This window comes from Austwickia chelonae NBRC 105200 (assembly GCF_000298175.1).
GTDB lineage: Bacteria > Actinomycetota > Actinomycetes > Actinomycetales > Dermatophilaceae > Austwickia > Austwickia chelonae.
This window is the reverse complement of sequence record NZ_BAGZ01000004.1, coordinates 50085-68424: the sequence shown is the minus strand read 5'-3', so window position 1 is coordinate 68424 and position 18340 is coordinate 50085. Positions and strand designations below refer to the sequence as shown.

Below are 18340 nucleotides of genomic sequence, written 5' to 3'. Positions count from 1 at the left end.
ACGCAGGCTGGACCGGTCCCATCCCCTCAGGAAAGCCGAGGACCACCATGACCCGACGTCTGCTGCGCCGCCGCACATCGACACCCACCACATCCCGACCCGGACGACGCGAACGCGAAGCCGGGATGACCACCGCCGAGTACGCCATCGGCACCGTCGCCGCCTGCACCTTCGCGGCCCTGCTCATCGCCGTCGTCCGCTCCCCGGAGATCAAGGCCGCCCTGCTCGGCATCATCACGCGAGCACTCGGCCTGGGCCAGTGAAGGCCGGCCGCCGGCGAACCCCCCTCGCCGGCGGCGGCCCCGGACGCCCCGGCGACGAAGGCATGGTCACCGCCGAATTCGCCACCGCACTGCCCGCCGTCGTCCTCGTGCTCGCCGTGACCCTCGGCGCCGGCCGATACGGCATCGACCAGATCCGGTGCGTGGACGCGGCACGCGCCGGAGCCCGAGCCGCCGCCCGCGGGGAGAACCCGGCCACCGTCGGGGAGATCACACAGCGCGGCGCCCCGACCGGCGCACAGGTCGAGATCGTCCGAGGTGGCGGCGTGATCACCGTACGGGTCACCACGACACCGCACGGGCCGTGGCCGCTCTCGGAACTGCCCGGACTGTCGGCGAGCGCGACGGCCGAGGACGAACAAGCCATCGCGGAGACGACCGGATGACGACAGCACCCACCCCGCCCCGACCACCTGGCGAGACACCCACCGGGACAGCCGCGGCGACACCGGGTGAGGAAGGATCGGCGAGTGTGCTGGCACTCGGGCTGATCGGAGTCCTCGTCGTCCTGTTGACGGCCGCGGCAGCCCTGGCATCGGCGGTGACCGCCGGACACCGTGCCGCCGCCGCAGCAGACCTGTCCGCGCTGGCCGGGGCGACGAACTACGCGATCACCGGGGACGCCGGCACCGCCTGCGCCCGGGCCGACGCCCTCGCCCGCGCCAACGCCGCCCGGCTGATCTCCTGCACGGTGGTCGGCGAGGACGTGGCGGTGACGACCACGTCGACGCCCTCCTGGCCGGGGCTGCCCGAAGCACGGGCGCGCGCGCAGGCCGGCCCGGCACCGGAGCCGTCCGGGGGGAATCAGCCGTTGCCGGAAGGGGACGGGGGCGGCCCGGTGAGGGCGTGAAGGAGCAGGTCCAGGAGGAGGTGCGCGCCGGACTTGTCCAGGGGGCGGTTGCCACTGCCGCAGCGGGGGGAGTAGACGCAGCGGGGGCAGCCGCGGGGGCAGGGACATGCGGCGACGGCGTCGCGGGTGGCCGTCAGCCAGGTGTCGATCCGGTGGTAGCCGCGGTCGGCGAATCCGGCGCCGCCGGGGTGGCTGTCGTACACCATGACCGTGGGCAGTCCGGTGTCCGGATGCCAGGCGGTGCTGACGCCGCCGAGGTCCCAACGATCCGCGGTGGCGACGAGGGGGAGCAGTCCGATCGCGGCGTGTTCGACGGCGTGGGTCGCGCCGGCTGTCCGGGCCGGGGTGATCCCGGCCGCGGTGAGGGCTTCGGAGGTGATCGTCCACCAGACGCCTCGGGTGTCGAGGGTGCGTACGGGCAGGTCGAGGGGGTGGTGGCCGAGGGTTTCTCCGGCGGGGGTGCGGCGGTGGAAGGAGACGACCTGTCAACGGACGGCGACGGCCCCGGTGGCGACGGTGACCGGTCCGGTGCGGTGTTCTGCGGTGACGGTGCGGATGTCGAAGGTGGAGCGGGTGTGTGCCTGGGTGGTCCATCCGGGGTCGCCGGGGACGACCAGTGCGCTTCCTGAGTCGAGGTCCAGGTCGGTGACCACGAAGGTCTCTCCTTGGTGGAGGTGGACGGCGCCGGTGTGCACGGTGGCATCGGCGCGGGCGGCGTCGACGGTGCCGATCACCCGTCCGGTGTCCCGTTCGGTGATGTGTACCACCTGGGTGGTGCCGCGTAGGGAGAAGTGGTCGGTGGGGCGTCCGTGTCCGGTCCAGCACCAGCCGTGGGGGCGTCGTCGGAGTGATCCGTGTTCTGTGAGGGCGTCGACGAGGGGGTGCAGCGCGGGGCCGAAGTAGTGGCTGTCGTCGGGGGTCAGGGGGGTTTCGGCGGCGGCGGCGAGGAGGTGTCGGCTGAGGACGTGGGGGTTGTCCGGGTCGAGGACGGCGGCTTCGACGGGTTCGCCGAGGACGGCGTCGGGGTGGTGCAGCAGGTAGGTGTCCAGGGGGTCGTCGTCGGCCACGAAGATGCCGAGGGCGGGGGTGCCGTCGCGTCCGGCGCGGCCGATCTGCTGCCACCAGGAGGCGCGGGTTCCGGGCCAGCCGGCGACGATCACGGTGTCGAGTCCGCTGATGTCGATCCCCAGTTCGAGGGCGGTGGTGGTGGCCAGTCCGCGGATCGTCCCGTGGCGGAGGCCGTGTTCGAGGGTGCGTCTGTCTTCGGGGAGATATCCGCCTCGGTAGGCGGCGATGGTTCGGGTGTCGGCGTGGGGGCCGTCGGTCAGGGTGAGGAGGTGGCGGGCCTGGGCGGCCAGGATCTCGGCGGCGGCCCGGGAGCGGGTGAAGGCGACGGTGTGCTTGCCGGTGCGGACGGCGGCGGTGAGTAGTCGGGCGGATTCGGTGAGGGTGCTGCGGCGTCGGGGGGTGCCGTCGACGCCGGGTGTCGTGGGGGGTTCCCAGAACAGGATGTGTCGGCTTCCGCGGGGGGTGTCGTCGCGGGTGACGGCGGTGACCGGGAGGCCGGTGAGGGTGCTGGCCTGGGCGGCGGGGTCGGCGACCGTCGCCGAGGAGAGGGCGAAGGTCGGGGCGGCGCCGTAGCGGGCGCAGAGGCGGCGTAGTCGTCGTAGGACGGCGGCGGTGTGTGTGCCGAAGATGCCTCGGTACACGTGGCATTCGTCGATGATCACGTAGTTCAGTGCGCGGAGGAAGGGTGCCCATTCCTCGTGGCGGGGCAGCAGGGTGTGGTGGAGCATGTCGGGGTTGGTGAGGAGGTAGTTGGTGTGGGCGCGTAGGTGGCGGCGTTCTTCGGTGGGGGTGTCGCCGTCGTAGGTGGCGGCGCGGATGCCGGGGAGGTCGAGGGCGTCGATCCGGGTCTGTTGGTCGGCGGTGAGGGCTTTGGTGGGGGCGAGGTACAGGGCGGTGGCTCCGCGCCGGTCGAGGGTGCGTACGCCTTGGGTGATGGCGGTCAGGGCGGGGAGGAGGTAGCCCAGGCTCTTGCCGGAGGAGGTGCCGGTGGCGGTGACGACGTGTCGTCCGTGGTGGAGGAGGTCGGCGGTTTCGTGTTGGTGCCGCCACAGGGTGGTGATGCCTTGGTGGGCGAGGGCGTCGACGAGGGCGGCATCGGCCCAGTGGGGTGGGGCGATGTGGTCGCCGTGGTGGGCGGGTCGGTGGTGGACGTGGCGGAGGCAGCCCGGCGCGGAGGTCAGGAGGAGCTCCAGCAGGTCGCCGGGGTGGCCGTCCTGGTGGCCGGCGTCGGTCATGATTTTCTCAACGTATGACACGGGGTGCTGGTGTGTGTTCTTGTGTCCGTAAGACGGTCGCGGATTTTTCTCTGCCGGTCCGTTCTGTGCGACGGCGTCGCCCGCTCCTGTCCGGAGTGGATATCGTGTGCCCCGACGGAAGGAGCCGGGATGGCGGATCTCGAAGTAGCGACCCGCGAAGAGGATGGCATTGCCGTGGTATCGGTGTCCGGGGACGTCGATGTGAGCAATGCGGTTCGGCTCCGCGACGGACTGGACAAGGTGTTGGTCACCGGGCAGTCGAGGCTGGTCGTTGATCTCAGTGGTGTCCCGTTCATGGATTCGACCGGTCTGGGTGTGTTGATCGGTCGGTTGAAGGTGGTCCGGGCGCGGCGTGGTTCCATGCGTCTGGTGTGTGCGGAGCCGCGGATGTTGCGGGTGTTGTCGATCACCGGTCTGGATACGGTGTTCCCGATGTATGCGACGGTGGAGGAAGCCGTGCGTTCGTTCCCTGCGGAGGATGTTTCCTGATATCGCGGGACGGCCCGTGATTCACCTGTAATGGGATGATTGTGGCTATTTCGTTGCGCATCGTCCCGGTTGGTGGTTAGCGTGCTGGAATGGCTCAGGTTTTGAGCTTCCGGTGACCTGCCTTTGGGAGTGAATGCTTGCCTCGCAGTCTTTTTCAAGCAGCCGGCGAATTGCCGGTCTGGCTTCACGGCCGACATATCGGCGATCTCGAGCCGACTACTCGTGACGAGCGCAGTCAGGAACTGCTCTCGCTCGCTGCCGACTGCGACGACCCTGACGACCGGCAGGCCTATCTCGACCAGGTGGTGCTGCTCAACGGCCCGGTCGCGGAGTCGATCGCGGCGCGGTACCGCCAGCGGGGTATCGAGTCCGATGATCTGGTGCAGGTCGCCTATCTGGGGTTGGTGAAGGCGTCGCAGGGGTATCGGTCGGGGGAGGGGCCGTCTTTCCTCTCCTATGCGGTGCCCACGATCTCCGGGGAGATCAAACGTCATTTCCGTGATTTCGGGTGGGTGGTCCGTCCTCCTCGCCGGTTGCAGGAGCTGCGTAGTCAGGTCGCGGTGACCCGGTCGGATCTGCAGCAGGAGAACGGTCGTCCGCCGACAGCCGAGGAGCTGGCCGACCGGCTGGGGGTGGCTCGCGGTGAGGTCGACGAGGCCGATCGTGCGGACGGGTGTTTCAGCGCGGTGAGTCTGGATTCGCCGGGACGTCCTGGCGCGGTGTCGGCGTTGGCGGATCTGTTGGTCGACGAGGTGGACCATTTCGACCATGTCGAGAACATGGAGGCTCTGCGTCCGGCTCTGCAGCGGCTCAGTGAGCGGGATCGGCGGATCCTGTTGTTGCGTTTCGTCCGGGGGTGGACGCAGGAGCAGATCGGGCAGGAGATCGGGGTCAGTCAGATGCAGGTCTCGCGGTTGTTGAACCGGATCCTGCTGGATCTGCGCGCCGACATCTTCAAGGACGAGCCGGTCGCCTGAATCATCTTGGGGCGCAAGTTTTCCGGACGGATCAGCGGTGTGATGGTGCAGGTCGGCCGAGACGTCCGTCGGTGATCTCGGGCAGACTCGACCCATGACGACCTGCGACACCCCTGTGCACGACCCCGATCTCGTCCTGCGCCTGCGGGAGGATTTGACCGATATCGGTTTCCGGGTGGACGCCGTCGATGCCCTGCTGGGGGCTCAGGCCGTGGACGCCCTCGGCCGGGAGCAGCCGTTCGCGGCCCGGCAGCGGCTCGCCGAGCTGGCCGGTGACCCGTTGGCGGCCGTGGTGGGCCTGTTCTCCGTGGGGATGCGGACGTCGACGGAGTCGATCGGTCGCGCTTTGACCCGGACGGGGGTGGAGGGGCTGGTCCGGTTGGGTCTGGTGACCCCGGTGGAGGGGGACGCGGTGCGGGCCCGCTGCGACCTGCGTCCGTACGGCGACGAGCAGCACACCTGGTGGGTGGCTTCTGATCTGGGCGGGATGGTGACCGGTGGCCCGTTGCGTTCCGATCACGTCCTGGGGATCGGTGGCGCGTCGTTGACCTTGGCGTCGTGGACTCCTCGGGCGAAGGTGGCGCGGGCGGCGGACATCGGGACGGGGTGCGGCGTGCAGGCCCTGCACCTGTCGGCTCATGCCGACGAGGTGGTGGTGACCGATGTCTCGGAGCGGGCGTTGGCCTATGCCCGGTTCAATGCGGCCTTGGCCGGTCTGTCGTGGGATGTGCGTCGGGGCAGTCTGTGGGAACCCTTGGCGGGGGAGTCCTTCGACCTGGTGGTGAGCAATCCGCCGTTCGTGATCACGCCGCGGGGCGCCGATGTCCCGGTGTTCGATTACCGCGACGGGGGTGCTGCGGGGGATGCGATCGTCGCGCGGATGGTGCGGGGGGCTGCGGAGCATCTGGCCCCTGGCGGGGTGGCTCATCTGTTGGGCAACTGGGAGACCCGGCCGGGGCAGGACTGGCGTGAGGTGTGGCAGGGCTGGCTGGCCGGGACGGGTTTGGACGCCTTCGTGGTGCAGCGTGATGTGCAGGATCCGGTGGAATATGCCGAGTTGTGGGCGCGGGATGCGGGTCTTCGGCCGGGTTCGCCGGAGCATGACGCCTGGTTGGGTGCCTGGTTGGAGGATTTCGGGCAGCGTGGGGTGGGTCGGATCGGTTTCGGGGTGATCACCTTGCGTCGCCCGGTGACGGGTCGGCCGGGGCGGGTCGATCTGGTGGAGCATGCCGGGCCGGTGGCGGCGCCGATGGGTCCGGCGGTGTTGGCGCGGTTGGCCGCGCGTGAGTGGTTGGAGCAGCACAGCCGGGAGGAGGCGTTGGCGCGGGTGTGGCGGATGGCCCCGGATGTGACCGAGGAGCGTTACGGGCGTCCGGGTGCTTCGGATCCGAGTGTGATCCTGTTGCGTCAGGGCGGCGGCCTGGGGGTTTCGGTGCGGGCGGACACGGTGTTGGCGGGCCTGGTGGGGGTCTGTGACGGTGATCTGACGGCCGGTCAGGCGTTGGGGGGCATCGCGGCGTTGTTGGATCTGCCGGTGGACGAGGTGATCGATCGGACGTGGCCGGGGGTGGAGCAGTTGATCCTGGACGGCTTGTTGCTCCCGGTCTGAGCCGGTGCCGGCGGGGCGTGCCCCGGGCGACACGCCGACGTGGGGCGGGCGTGCGGGAGTGTGTTAGGTCACTCCTGGTCGGTTCGTCCGGGTGGGCCCGGTGCTGCCAGCGGGTCGGTGCCGGGGCGGATGTGTCATGGTGGGCGCAGTGCATCTGTGGATGGCGAATTCGGCGTCGGATGCTTTTCACAGGTGGCCTTTTCGCTGTTGGTGTGCGTTCATGGCACTGGCAGACATGAACGCCTGACAGGGTCTGAACAGCGGTTCACCGGCGGGTGGACGTCACGTTCGTGGTCGTCACGTCGATGAGGCTGTCGGCATCGCCCTCGAAGCGTGTCATGTCCTGCATGCCGGCGTGCGAAGGGTGATGCGACGAAGCGTTACGCTCGGGCGCGGATCGCGGAGTCATATCGTGACCGGGGCCCTCACGGCGGTGAGGGCCGAACCGCCTTATGTGGCAGAGGAACAGGGATACACAGTGGCAGGTAGTGCAGCTCGGCGGCTCGTGATCGTGGAGTCGCCGACCAAGGTGAAGTCGATCGCGGGGTACCTCGGTGAGGGGTACACGGTCCAATCGTCCTTCGGTCATATCCGCGACCTGCCCAATCCGTCGGAGATGCCCGCCGACATGAAGAAAGGCCCCTACGGGCGTTTCGCCGTCGACGTCGAGAACGGGTTCGACCCCTACTATGTCGTCGACGCCGACAAGAAACGTCAGGTCAGCGAGCTGAAGAAGGCGTTGAAGGAGTCGGACGAACTCCTCCTGGCCACCGATGAGGACCGGGAGGGCGAGGCCATCGCCTGGCATCTCCTGGAAGTGTTGAAGCCGAAGGTCCCGGTGCGGCGCATGGTGTTCCACGAGATCACCAAGGAGGCCATCCAGCGGGCCGTCAACGAGACCCGCGATCTGGACACCCGCCTGGTCGACGCCCAGGAGACCCGGCGGATCCTGGACCGGCTCTATGGCTACGAGGTCAGCCCGGTGCTCTGGCGCAAGGTGCGTCAGGGGCTGAGCGCCGGCCGGGTGCAGTCCGTGGTGACCCGCATGGTGGTCGAACGTGAACGCGAACGGATGGCTTTCCGTTCGGCGTCCTACTGGGATGTCGACGGGGTCTTCGCCGTCGGCAAGGAGGTCTTCGAGGCCCGCCTGGCGAGCCTGGACGGGGCCCGGGTCGCCAGCGGACGTGATTTCGACGATCTCGGCCAGGTGAAGAATGCCGCCCTGGTCCACTTGGACGAGCAGGCCGCGACGGCGGTGGCCCAGGCCGCGGTCGCTTCGTCCGCGACGGTCACCGAGGTCGCGGAGAAGCCGTACACCCGCCGCCCGTACGCCCCGTTCACCACCTCCACCCTGCAGCAGGAGGCCGGGCGCAAGCTCCGGATGACCGCCCGCACCTGCATGTCGGTGGCCCAGCGCCTCTACGAGGGCGGGTTCATCACCTATATGCGTACCGATTCCACGACCTTGTCCGAGTCGGCGCTCACCGCGGCTCGCACCCAGGCCCGTGACATGTACGGCGCCGAGTACGTCCCGGACAGTCCCCGCCGTTACGAGAAGAAGGTCAAGAACGCCCAGGAGGCCCACGAGGCGATCCGACCGGCCGGTGACCGTTTCCGCACCCCCGCCCAGGTCGCCGGGGAGCTGCGCGGCCAGGAGTTCGACCTGTACGAGCTGATCTGGAAACGCACCGTGGCCTCCCAGATGTCCGACGCCCGCGGTTCCACGGCGACGGTCCGTCTGGGTGTCGATCTGGCCGAGGCCCCGTTCTCGCGGGCCGAGTTCAGCGTCAGCGGCACCGTCATCACCTTCCGGGGTTTCCTCGCCGCCTACGAGGAGGGCCGCGACGAGGAGGAGACGGCCCGGGCGGTGAGCCGGGAACAGGAGCGTCGCCTGCCGAAGGTCGGCGTCGGGGTGACCGCGCAGGTGCAGGACGGCCGCGCGGAAGGCCATGAGACGACTCCACCTGCCCGGTACACGGAGGCCTCGCTGGTCGCGGCGATGGAGGAGAAGGGCATCGGTCGGCCTTCGACCTATGCGGCGACCATCGCCACCGTCCAGGACCGCGGCTATGTCGCCAAACGCGGCTCGGCCCTGGCCCCGACCTGGCTGGCCTTCGCGGTGACCCAACTGCTCGAAGTGCACTTCCCGGTGCTGGTCGACTACGAGTTCACCGCGCGGATGGAAGCCGACCTCGACGAGATCGCCGGCGGCGGGTTGGGCCGGGTCGACTGGTTGAACCGTTTCTACTTCGGCGACGAGGCCACCCACGCCGAAGGCCTGCGTCATCTCGTCGACGACCTGGGCGAGATCGACGCCCGGGAGATCTCGACCATCCCGTTGGGTGACGGCATGGTGGTCCGTGTCGGCCGGTACGGCCCCTATGTCGAAGAGCTCGCCCCGAGCGGCGGCCAGGACCCGGCCGAGGCGGAGACCGAGAAGGACACCGAGGGCGAGGGCGCGGCGGCGAAGAACCGCCGGGCCACCATCAACGACGACGTCCCACCGGCGGACATGACCCCGGACATGGCCCGGGAACTGTTGGAAGTCGCCTCCGACGACGGCCGAGAACTGGGCATCCACCCGGAGAGCGGACGCACCGTCGTCGCCAAGGCCGGCCGGTACGGCCCCTATGTCTCCGAGGTGCTCACCGCCGAGGAGGAGGCCCTCAAGGGCAAGGCCAAACCGAAGCCGCGCACCGCCTCCCTGTTCAAGAGCATGGACCTGGCGACCGTCGACCTCGACACCGCGCTGCGGCTGATGAGCCTGCCCCGCGTGCTCGGCACCGATGCCGAAGGCGTGGAGATCACCGCCCAGAACGGCCGCTACGGCCCTTATCTGAAGAAGGGCACCGACTCCCGGTCCCTCGCCGGTGAGGACCAGATCTTCGAGATCACCCTCGAAGAGGCCCTGGCCATCTACGCCCAGCCGAAACAGCGAGGACGAGCCGCCGCGAAACCGCCGCTGGCCCAGTTCGACGCCGACCCGGCCAGCGGCAAGCCCGTCGTCGTCAAGGACGGACGCTTCGGCCCCTATGTCACCGACGGCGAGACCAATGCGACGCTGCGCCGCGACGACGACATCGAGACCCTGACCGCCGAACGGGCCTACGAACTGCTCGCCGAGAAACGGGCCAAGGGACCCAGCACCCGCAAACGGGCCGCGAAGAAGACCACCACCAAGAAGACCACGGCGAAGAAAACCACGGCCAGGAAAACGACCACCAAGGAAACCACGACGAAGAAGACGGCCGCCAAGAAGACCACCACCAAGAAAACCGACAGCGACGCCTGAACCCGACAAGCCGGCAACGACTCTCACCGGTGTGCTCAAGGCCGTCCCACCCCCGGCCGATGAGCACACCGGGTGAGCCGCCAACGGCCACCCGGACCATCGGGGAACAGGAGAAGACATGGACGTCGCCGCACTGGCCGCCACCGTGCTCGACGCACGCACCCAGGCCACCACCCAGGACGCCCAGGTATCCGTGCTCAAGAAAGCACTGAACACCGAACAACACTCCGCGGCCAAACTCCTCGACGCCCTGGCCCTGCCCCTCGCCACCGAGGGCAGCCTCGGCCGCAACGTCAACACCTACGCCTGACCCGGCCCACCCGCGCGAACACCCACCACGCGCACCCCACACTTCGTGCACATGTCGGCAGGCTCCCCTAGGCTGGCCGACGTGACCGACGCGGACCAGCCCGACCACCAGCCCGACCCCCGCACACGAGGCGTCCTCATCGCCTTCGAAGGCGGGGACGGCGCCGGGAAATCCACCCAGATAGCCCGGCTCACCCGATGGCTCGACGCCCGCGGGCGCGAACTCGTCGTCACCCGCGAACCTGGCGGCACCGAACTCGGCCGCCAGGTCCGGGACGTCCTCCTCCACGGCGGAGCCGTCTCCGCCCGCGCCGAAGCACTCCTCTTCGCCGCCGACCGCGCCCACCACGTCGACACCGTCATCCGACCGGCGCTCACCGCCGGCAAAGACGTCATCACCGACCGGTTCATGGACTCCTCCATCGCCTACCAGGGCGCCGGACGCGACCTGGGCGCCCAAGAGGTCAAAGAACTCTCCCTGTGGGCCACCGGCGGACTGCTGCCCGATCTCACCGTCCTCCTCGACGTCCCGGTCGACATCGCCCAGGCCCGCCGCCATCGCACCCCCGACCGGATGGAAGCCGAATCCACCCGCTTCCACGAGACCGTCCGCGGACACTTCCTCGCGCTGGCACAGGCCGACCCGGACCGTTATCTCGTCGTCGACGGGTCCGCATCCTCCGACGAGATCGCCACCGTCGTCACCACGCGACTCGAAGCGACCGGCTGGTTCGGAACGGCGACCACATGACCGTCTGGGACGACCTGGTCGGCCAAGGCCATGTCATCGACACCCTCACCCAGGCGGCCACCGACCCCGCAGCGATGACCCACGCCTGGCTGATCACCGGCCCGCCCGGGTCAGGCGTCACCACCGCCGCTCGAGCCTTCGCCGCCGCCCTCGAATGCCCGCACCACGGCTGCGGAACCTGCCGTGACTGTCGCACAGCCGTCGACGGCACACACGCCGATGTCGAGATCCTCACCACCGAAGGGCTCTCCATCAGAGTCGAACAGGCCCGCGCATTGGCTGCCACCGCAGCGCTCAGGCCTTCAGTGGGCCCGTGGCGGGTACTCGTGGTCGAAGACGCCGACCGGCTCACCGAACGAGCCGCCGACGCCCTCCTGAAGGCCCTGGAAGAGCCGGCGGCCCGCACCGTGTGGGTGCTCTGCGCGCCTTCCCCGCAAGATGTCATCGTCACCATCCGCAGCCGATCCCGGCATCTACGGCTACGCACGCCACCGATCGACGGAGTCGCCGAACTCGTCCGCCGCCGACACGGCGTCGACGCCGAACTCGCCCTGGCCGCAGCCCGCGCCTCCCACGGACATATCGACGCAGCCTGCCGGTTCGCCCTCGACGAAGACGCCCGGGAACGCCGCCGGCAGATCATCCGATTGACCGGCCGCATCCACAGCGTCCCCGACGCGGTGGCCGCCGCCGCGGAGATCATCGCTGTCACCGCCGAAGAGACCGGATCGACCGCGACCGACCGTAACGCCCAGGAACGCACTCGCCTGATGGAAACTCTCGGGGTCGACCCGAGCGCCCGCACCCAACCTCCGCATGTGCGCGCGCAATTGGCTGCGTTGGAGAAGGAACAGAAGGCTCGAGCCACCCGACACTCCCGGGATGTCGTCGATCGTGCCCTGGTCGATCTGCTCTCCGTCTACCGGGATGTCCTGACCGAACATTTCGGGCAGGCCGTCCCGCTGATGAACGAAGACTTCCGGCCCGAGATCGAATATCTGGCCGGGGCGCTCACTCCCGAAGGGGCACTCGTCGCGGTGGATGCCGTCGGTCAGGCGCGGGAGCGGATCACGGCGAACGTCCCTCCGCTGTTGGCTCTGGAGGCGATGGCGATCTCTTTGCAGACGCCCGACGGGCGTTGACGAGCGCAGATCGGCATGGGCGATCACGAACTGCCCATGTTCTATAGGTAGTCTCGGACGACAGATCCGGGCGACAGGAGTAGGACACGTGATGCACACCGGAGCACAGGAAGGCCGTGCCGGCCGGAGGCGCCACATACCTGTGGTCCTGGCCGTGAGCGTGGCCATGCTCTGTTCGGCTTGTTCGGGCGGACCGTTGGGAAGTAAACAGGCGACATCGACTCCGGCGGGCAGTGTCAGTGACGCTTCGAGGCCGCCGGAGGGTCGGGAGAAACTCGCCAAGTTCTACAAGCAGTCCGTCCAGTGGGAGGACTGCGAGGCCGCGAAGTGTGCCTGGTTGACCGTCCCGGTGGATTACGAGAAACCTGACGGCGAGACCTTGAAGTTGCGGATGCTGCGGGTGCCGGCGCAGGGCGAGCCGAAGGGGGCGCTCTTCGTCAACCCGGGTGGTCCGGGTGCGTCGGCCACCGATTATGCGAAGTTGGCGACGTACATCGTCTCCCCGCACGTCCGTCAGGCTTATGACGTGGTGGGTGTCGACCCGAGAGGGGTCGGCAAGTCGAATCCGATCGTCTGTCTCGACGACCAGCAGGCCGACGAGATGTTCGCTTTCGATCCGACGCCGGACGACCCGGCCGAGACCGCGCAGGCCGAGGGCATCGCGAAACAGTTCGGGCAGGCCTGTCAGAGCAAGTACCCGAATCTGTTGCCGCATCTGTCGACGAACAATGTCGTCAAGGACATGGATATTGCCCGGGCGGCTCTGGGGCAACGTCAGATGACGTACATGGGTAAGTCGTACGGCACGTTCATCGGGGCTTTGTACGCGGAGCAGTTCCCGAAGCAGGTGGGTCGTTTCGTGCTCGACGGGGCGATCGCTCCCGATCTGACCGAGAAGGAGCTGACCTTCGGGCAGGCCGAGGGTTTCGAGACCGCGACCCGCGCCTATGTTGCCGACTGTGTGAAGAAGGGGTCGTGCCCGTTGGGCGGCAGCGTCGACGAGGGTATGCAGTCGTTGCGGGACATGTTGAAGCGTCTCGACAGTCAGCCGGTGCCGGTGAAGAACGACGAACGGGTCAAGCAGTTGACCGAGGGGTGGGCGTCCATCGGGTTGGCGTCGGCGATGTACGCCGAGCAGAAGTGGCCCGAGTTGACGAAGGCTCTGCGTGGGGTCAAGGCCGGCGATGGCACCGACATGTTCACCTTGGCGTCGAGCTATGTCGACCGTGACAAGAGCGGCCGGTACACCGGCAACCTGATGCAGGTCATCTCGGCGGTGAACTGCTTGGATCATCCGGCGGAGAAGTTGTCGAAGGAGCAGCGGGAGGCGCGGATCGCCGAGGCGAAGAAGATCGCCCCGACCTGGGGTTCGTACATGGCGGGCACGTCGTACACGTGTGCGCACTGGCCGGCTCAGCCTGACGGCAAGCCGCGCAAGATCGCCGCGGATGGCGCGAACCCGATCATGGTGGTCGGTACGACCCGCGACCCGGCGACTCCGTATGCCTGGTCGGAGCGGCTGGCCAAGCAGTTGAAGAGCAGCCGCCTGGTCACCTACGACGGTGACGGGCACACCGCGTACATGCGGAGCAACCGGTGCGTGCACCAGGCCGTCGACGACTACTTCCTGCACGGCAAGGTGCCCGACCAGGACGTGAAGTGTTGACCGCCGGGGTGACCGGCCGAGTGTCCTGCCACCGCAGGTGAGCAGGGCGCCGAGCCCACCATCCCGGACGCTTTGGAGCTGGCTCCCCCCTTACGTATACTGGGGAGCCGCATCTTCGTTCGTCGACGCGAACGTGGAGCATCTGCCGCTTTAGCTCAGTCGGCCAGAGCGATTCACTCGTAATGAATAGGTCGTCGGTTCGATTCCGACAAGCGGCTCAGAAACCGCCCTCGACACCAGTCGGGGGCGTTTCTGCTGCGCAGGGCCTTCTGCGCCAGGCGGTGAAGTGATGCTAGTACCGTCGACTGCTGCGATCAGGTCACCCCCATGGCCTTCTGAATCCACCGCAGGTCGGTACCCGCCGAACGAGCTAGGCTGCCGAACGTACGGCGCAGGTCATGCGGCGTCACCCCGGCCAGCCCGAGGTTGGCCACGGCCTGCGACCGCCCGAGCGATGCCGCCAGTTCCCGTTACGCAGGTACCCGCCATCGGGACGCTTCTCAGCCTGGAAATCCGTCACCGGCTCTACCACGCCCTTCAGGTACGCCCCCAGCCGGGAACACATCACCCATCGCCACCGAGAACCGCTTCTGCATCGCCATGAGCGGGACTCCAAACTGTCTAGGTTGGCCAGTCATGTACTGGCTACGGTCGCACTGCCCTAGCTTGGCTAGTCATGTCAATACCCTGGACAAGATTTGTCTAGCCTGGCTGGTCAACAGCTGTAATCTGGTGTTATGACAATGGATCCGGAAGATCCACGGCCGCCCTACCAGCAGGTGGCTGCTCAGCTTCGCGCCGCGATCCTGACCCGCAAGCTCACGCCGGGGGAGCGGCTCCCTTCACAGGCTGAGCTGAGCCAGCGCTACGGCGTCGCGCGCGTGACCGCGCAACAGGCCCTACGGATCCTCAAGGACGAAGGACTCACCGTCTCCCGCCAAGGGGCGGGCGTGTTCGTACGTGAGCGGTCGATACGACCGGCAGAGCTGCGCCCGCATATCGATGCCGCGTTCTCGGTGCCGCATGTCACGCTCGACTTCGCTGGGTTCACCTCCGAAACCCTGCACAACGTCATGCAAGAGCCGCTCGACCGAATCAGAGACGGACGCGTCAGCCCGTTGTCCATAGAGGTCCGGCTGTTGCTGGCACACCCTCACGCTCTGTCAATGCCCGCCCCCGTCGACGCCACGGATAAGGGCGTGGCGACGATCTCACGGCGGACCAAGCGGCTGACCGAGCGGCACGCTCTGGCTGTGCGCGATTCAGTGACCGAGCTGCAAGACCTCGGCCTCGTCGCGTCGGCGATCGTGAAGATTCGCACGATCGAGGCGGCGCCACTGTTCAAGGCGTACATCATCAATGGCGCCGAGGTCTTCTTCGGCTACTACCCGGTGACCATCCACGACGCGACGATCGAGGGCAAACCGTTGGCCGCGTACGACCTGATGGGCAAAGACGCGGTGCTCATGCACTACGCCGCCGAAAACGACCCTGACTCGGCCGCCGCCGTGTTCATCCAACAAACGCGACTCTGGTTCGACAGCGTGTGGACCACCGTCGCCACGGAGTACCAGCCGTGAATCCCGAAGCCGCCGCCCTCATCGAGAACTGCGCTGCACTGCTCCTCGACTTCGACGGGCCCATGACCCGGCACCTACCGCCCCCGAAGAACGAAGAGATCACCCGGGCGGCTCGACGCCCGCTCGTCGACGCTGGGATCGTGCTCCCCCAGGAGATCGAGACCAGCAAGGACCACCTACAGGTGCTCCGGTTCACGGCTACCAACGCCCCTGATTACCTCGACGCCGTTGAACAAGCCGCCATAGCTAGCGAGGTCGAAGCCGCTCAGACCTCCCCGCCAACAGATGGCCTGGTTGACCTACTCGCCCGGTACGCAGGCAAGACCATCGTCGTCACCAACAACGCCGCCGAAGCTGTCCAAGCCTTCCTGGACTGTCTCGGCGACGTCGGCAAGCGTGTCCGCGTTTGCGGACGCCCGGCCGGGCGGCCCGACCTGATGAAACCCTCACCTCACCTGGTGCTCATGGCCGCCTCGGCCGCAGGAGCGGAGCCATCGGCGTGCATTCTCATCGGAGACCATGCTTCAGATGCCGAGGCGGCACGCGCGGGTGAAGCCGCATTCGTCGGTTACGCAGTCGACGAGCGACACGCCGCCGACGTTACGAGAGTGGGACCCACTCTCTTGATTGAGTCGTGGCATCAGGTGCTTGGCTGAAGCTCAAACCTAACTATGAATAGCTAGGACTTGCCATAACCCCTCAAAGCTCACGAAATGTACCGCGCGCACGGGTGTTCAGGAGGAATATGTGATGCAGCACCTGAATATCAGAGCCTCGCGCAGATATGGAACGCTTTCGCCACTACGTTACCCGGGCGGCAAGGCGGCACTAGCTGGCCTCTTTGAGGATCTCATCAGCGACATAGGTTTGTGCCGACCAATTTACGTGGAGCCCTATGCTGGTGGTGCAGGAGCCGGAATTGCACTCCTCCGCCAAGGCCTATTAGGTGGCCTGGTCATCAACGATTTCGACCCAGCAGTCCACGCTTTCTGGCGCTCGATGACGCAATACAATAGCGATCTTGTTGAACTTGTGCGCTCCACTCCGCTGACCATAAGTGAATGGAAGCGCCAGAGGGCAATTTACCGTGATGGTGACGAGAGTGACATTCTCAAGCTTGGCTTCGCATTTCTATACCTCAATAGAACTAACCGCTCGGGCGTACTTCGCGGCGGCGTCATCGGTGGCCTCGATCAACAGGGTCGCTACAAGATCGATGCACGGTTCAACCGAGAGACTCTTGTCGATCGCATTCTCGCAGTAGGCAGTCTCTCCAACCAGATCACGGTCTCGGACTTGGATGGGCGTACGGTAATCCGCAAGCACGCCCAGGACCCATCGGTGTTCATGTATATCGATCCTCCCTATGTCCAGGCGGGATCCAGGCTTTACTTGAACGCCTTCGATGCGCAGGATCACCGGGCGCTCGCCCGCATTGTCAATGAAGTTGACCGCGCCCATTGGCTCATGACTTATGATGTGTCACCGCTAATCGAGAAATTGTACGCGGACCACTTCCAGAGTCGGTATGAACTCAACTACTCCGCTCGACACCCGGGTTTCACCGAAGAACTCATTATAGCGTCGGATGCTGTGGCGAATGCCTTAACCAAACGCGGGACTATCCTGGAGCAAGAACAGTAGTAGGGGTTCCAACTCTTGCCAGGCATCTCGTACCTGCTGAGCATTGATTACGGCGGCCGGGTCATGGCTTGCCGAGTTAAACCAATTGCCGGAGCCGGGTCGCTGCTGAGGTGCGATGGCGTTCTGCAGAAGACGGATCGACTGGCTTATGGATCCCACATTCCCGTAGTCTGTCGCTAAGTGGGGAACAACTTGACCCAGCATCCCCTTGACGGCGTGATTTCCTCGCTTTGAGTAATGTAACTTAATCGTGGACTCAACTACAGAGCGGAGAAGCACCGACCCGGCCACGGGGTGGACCCCGAGGTCGATGCTCCGAAGTTCAATGAATCGTTTCTGCAGCCCCACGGGCGTCTTTGTATAGTCCAGCGTGATTACTAATTTGTTCTTGGAGTCTGGACTGTTAGGGCCGACTTTATTGGCAGTGTTATCTTCCGCGGCCCCGGAAGTTGCCGATTCGCCTCCCGAGCCGCCCTCCAATGCGTTCGGCTGGGAAGGCGCCCCCGCGGACGCCGGGGGAGGCGCCGCAGCTTTGGCCGAGGAGGTCTCGCTTATTCCTGATAGTGTCCGCAACTCGGCGACCAGGGTACTGTAAGCCTCCCCGTTCTTATCGTTCAAGACTTTGCGCGTACTAAGCTCTCCACTACGGAATCCGTGCAACAGCCGTTCCAGAACCGCTATTTCTCCTGGGCCCTGTGGACACGAAGTGATGTCTCCCTCACTGTCGAACTCAAAACCTAGCAGAGGGCGGATCTGTCGGTCGCGGTAAGCGTATTCAAAAGCGGACATCTTAAGGTCCGTGCTGGATACATAATCGAGCAGCGTGGAATCATTGTATGTGATCTCCTTCAAGCTCTGCCGAACGCGGCCCATTTTGACGACGCGCACGATGTTCTTGATGCCCGTGAGTGTGGCCCGCAGCGTCTTGACGTCAACGTCCCCTGTCAACTGGGCGAGGACGAACTTCGCTTGCTCGTCGAGCCCCCAGCGCTTCTTGTCTTCGCCAATGTGCTGCCGCGCCAGCACGGGAGCGGCACTCGCACGGTCAGGGTAGACGGTTACATAAATCTCGTCAGGCAGGTCATCCGCGTCCGTTTGATGGCGCTTGATGAGCTTCTTAAGTGCTTCGTGTTGATTCGGTACCAGGCTTGGGTCGCGTAAAGCTCGCAGAGCACTTACTCGACGGTTCGCCTCCAGCACCACGTATCGGTCATTCTCCTCCACTACAAGAGGAACCTCGTTAGTGCGATAGCCTTCTCGTAGTAGCGAGTTGGCGACAGACATTACGTCTTCTTTGTCGAACAGGTAGTTGAAGGCCATTACCTCACTCGGCTGTTCGGCAGCGAAGCGGTAATTGTTCAGGTCAAGCGATAATAGGGCGACGTCTACCTTGCGTACAACCTCGGCGATCTGAGGCAACGTAACC

At 66.4% G+C, this 18340-nt stretch carries 17 protein-coding genes and 1 tRNA gene; 15 read left to right on the top strand and 3 right to left on the bottom strand.

The annotated features are described in order from the left end of the window. Nucleotides 1-47: 47 nt before the first annotated feature. From AUCHE_RS02900 to AUCHE_RS02890, 3 genes are read left to right on the top strand one after another with little or no spacing between them, the layout of a single operon-like run. Entirely contained in the window at nucleotides 48-263 is a 216-nt protein-coding gene (locus AUCHE_RS02900; RefSeq protein WP_006501772.1) for a DUF4244 domain-containing protein, read from the top strand. Beyond that, on the top strand, nucleotides 260-667 hold the full coding sequence (locus tag AUCHE_RS02895) for a TadE family type IV pilus minor pilin (RefSeq protein WP_006501771.1): 408 nt from the start codon (nucleotides 260-262) through the stop codon (nucleotides 665-667). Before AUCHE_RS02900 ends, AUCHE_RS02895 begins: the two co-directional genes overlap by 4 nt. Further along, nucleotides 664-1131 (top strand): Rv3654c family TadE-like protein, encoded by a 468-nt coding sequence (locus AUCHE_RS02890; RefSeq protein WP_006501770.1) that lies wholly within the window; start codon nucleotides 664-666, stop codon nucleotides 1129-1131. The genes AUCHE_RS02895 and AUCHE_RS02890 overlap by 4 nt, the downstream gene beginning before the upstream one ends. On the opposite strand, the gene AUCHE_RS17235 is transcribed toward AUCHE_RS02890, so the two are convergent. After that, entirely contained in the window at nucleotides 1086-1424 is a 339-nt protein-coding gene (locus tag AUCHE_RS17235) for a Zn-binding domain-containing protein (RefSeq protein ID WP_245706898.1), read from the bottom strand. The two genes, AUCHE_RS02890 and AUCHE_RS17235, sit on opposite strands and share 46 nt — an antisense overlap. 192 nt (nucleotides 1425-1616) lie before the next feature. Beyond that, nucleotides 1617-3434, bottom strand: coding sequence for a DEAD/DEAH box helicase (locus AUCHE_RS02885; protein ID WP_006501768.1), 1818 nt, complete (start codon nucleotides 3432-3434; stop codon nucleotides 1617-1619). 150 nt (nucleotides 3435-3584) lie between these two features. Here AUCHE_RS02885 and AUCHE_RS02880 point away from each other — a divergent pair, with 150 nt between their 5' ends. From AUCHE_RS02880 to AUCHE_RS16065, 12 genes are all read left to right on the top strand, one after another. Beyond that, nucleotides 3585-3944: an STAS domain-containing protein gene (locus AUCHE_RS02880; RefSeq protein WP_006501767.1), complete on the top strand. Its 360-nt coding sequence runs from the start codon at nucleotides 3585-3587 to the stop codon at nucleotides 3942-3944. Between the two features lie 170 nt (nucleotides 3945-4114). Next, nucleotides 4115-4921: a sigma-70 family RNA polymerase sigma factor gene (locus AUCHE_RS02875; RefSeq protein ID WP_006501766.1), complete on the top strand. Its 807-nt coding sequence runs from the start codon at nucleotides 4115-4117 to the stop codon at nucleotides 4919-4921. Nucleotides 4922-5015: 94 nt separating this feature from the next. Beyond that, on the top strand, nucleotides 5016-6530 hold the full coding sequence (locus tag AUCHE_RS02870; RefSeq protein ID WP_006501764.1) for a DUF7059 domain-containing protein: 1515 nt from the start codon (nucleotides 5016-5018) through the stop codon (nucleotides 6528-6530). A gap of 478 nt (nucleotides 6531-7008) precedes the next feature. Then, entirely contained in the window at nucleotides 7009-9822 is a 2814-nt protein-coding gene (gene topA / locus AUCHE_RS02865; protein ID WP_040321351.1) for a type I DNA topoisomerase, read from the top strand. 118 nt (nucleotides 9823-9940) lie between these two features. Next, nucleotides 9941-10132 (top strand): putative motility protein, encoded by a 192-nt coding sequence (locus tag AUCHE_RS02860; RefSeq protein ID WP_006501762.1) that lies wholly within the window; start codon nucleotides 9941-9943, stop codon nucleotides 10130-10132. 45 nt (nucleotides 10133-10177) lie between these two features. Then, nucleotides 10178-10882 (top strand): dTMP kinase, encoded by a 705-nt coding sequence (tmk, locus tag AUCHE_RS02855; protein ID WP_006501761.1) that lies wholly within the window; start codon nucleotides 10178-10180, stop codon nucleotides 10880-10882. Further along, entirely contained in the window at nucleotides 10879-12024 is a 1146-nt protein-coding gene (locus tag AUCHE_RS02850; RefSeq protein WP_006501760.1) for a DNA polymerase III subunit delta', read from the top strand. The genes tmk and AUCHE_RS02850 overlap by 4 nt, the downstream gene beginning before the upstream one ends. Nucleotides 12025-12115: 91 nt before the next feature. Continuing rightward, nucleotides 12116-13690, top strand: coding sequence for an alpha/beta hydrolase (locus AUCHE_RS02845; protein WP_006501759.1), 1575 nt, complete (start codon nucleotides 12116-12118; stop codon nucleotides 13688-13690). Between the two features lie 144 nt (nucleotides 13691-13834). Then, nucleotides 13835-13908: transfer RNA gene (locus AUCHE_RS02840), tRNA-Thr, on the top strand. 519 nt (nucleotides 13909-14427) lie between these two features. Next, nucleotides 14428-15270: a GntR family transcriptional regulator gene (locus AUCHE_RS02835; protein WP_040321326.1), complete on the top strand. Its 843-nt coding sequence runs from the start codon at nucleotides 14428-14430 to the stop codon at nucleotides 15268-15270. Then, nucleotides 15267-15926, top strand: coding sequence for an HAD family hydrolase (locus tag AUCHE_RS02830; RefSeq protein ID WP_006501757.1), 660 nt, complete (start codon nucleotides 15267-15269; stop codon nucleotides 15924-15926). Before AUCHE_RS02835 ends, AUCHE_RS02830 begins: the two co-directional genes overlap by 4 nt. Nucleotides 15927-16020: 94 nt before the next feature. Beyond that, nucleotides 16021-16914, top strand: a complete 894-nt coding sequence (locus AUCHE_RS16065; RefSeq protein ID WP_006501756.1) for a DNA adenine methylase — start codon at nucleotides 16021-16023, stop codon at nucleotides 16912-16914. On the opposite strand, the gene AUCHE_RS02820 is transcribed toward AUCHE_RS16065, so the two are convergent. Next, nucleotides 16876-18333, bottom strand: a complete 1458-nt coding sequence (locus AUCHE_RS02820) for a hypothetical protein (RefSeq protein WP_006501755.1) — start codon at nucleotides 18331-18333, stop codon at nucleotides 16876-16878. The two genes, AUCHE_RS16065 and AUCHE_RS02820, sit on opposite strands and share 39 nt — an antisense overlap. Nucleotides 18334-18340 lie beyond the last annotated feature (7 nt).

Bases quoted from the DNA above. Each gene is read 5' to 3' on its own strand.
- AUCHE_RS02845 (WP_006501759.1), top strand. From the start codon at position 12,116: ATGCACACCGGAGCACAGGAAGGCCGTGCCGGCCGGAGGCGCCACATA.
- AUCHE_RS16065 (WP_006501756.1), top strand. From the start codon at position 16,021: ATGCAGCACCTGAATATCAGAGCCTCGCGCAGATATGGAACGCTTTCG.
- AUCHE_RS02880 (WP_006501767.1), top strand. From the start codon at position 3,585: ATGGCGGATCTCGAAGTAGCGACCCGCGAAGAGGATGGCATTGCCGTG.
- AUCHE_RS02870 (WP_006501764.1), top strand. From the start codon at position 5,016: ATGACGACCTGCGACACCCCTGTGCACGACCCCGATCTCGTCCTGCGC.
- AUCHE_RS02900 (WP_006501772.1), top strand. From the start codon at position 48: ATGACCCGACGTCTGCTGCGCCGCCGCACATCGACACCCACCACATCC.
- AUCHE_RS02890 (WP_006501770.1), top strand. From the start codon at position 664: ATGACGACAGCACCCACCCCGCCCCGACCACCTGGCGAGACACCCACC.
- AUCHE_RS02860 (WP_006501762.1), top strand. From the start codon at position 9,941: ATGGACGTCGCCGCACTGGCCGCCACCGTGCTCGACGCACGCACCCAG.
- AUCHE_RS02885 (WP_006501768.1), bottom strand. From the start codon at position 3,434: ATGACCGACGCCGGCCACCAGGACGGCCACCCCGGCGACCTGCTGGAG.
- AUCHE_RS02850 (WP_006501760.1), top strand. From the start codon at position 10,879: ATGACCGTCTGGGACGACCTGGTCGGCCAAGGCCATGTCATCGACACC.
- AUCHE_RS02835 (WP_040321326.1), top strand. From the start codon at position 14,428: ATGACAATGGATCCGGAAGATCCACGGCCGCCCTACCAGCAGGTGGCT.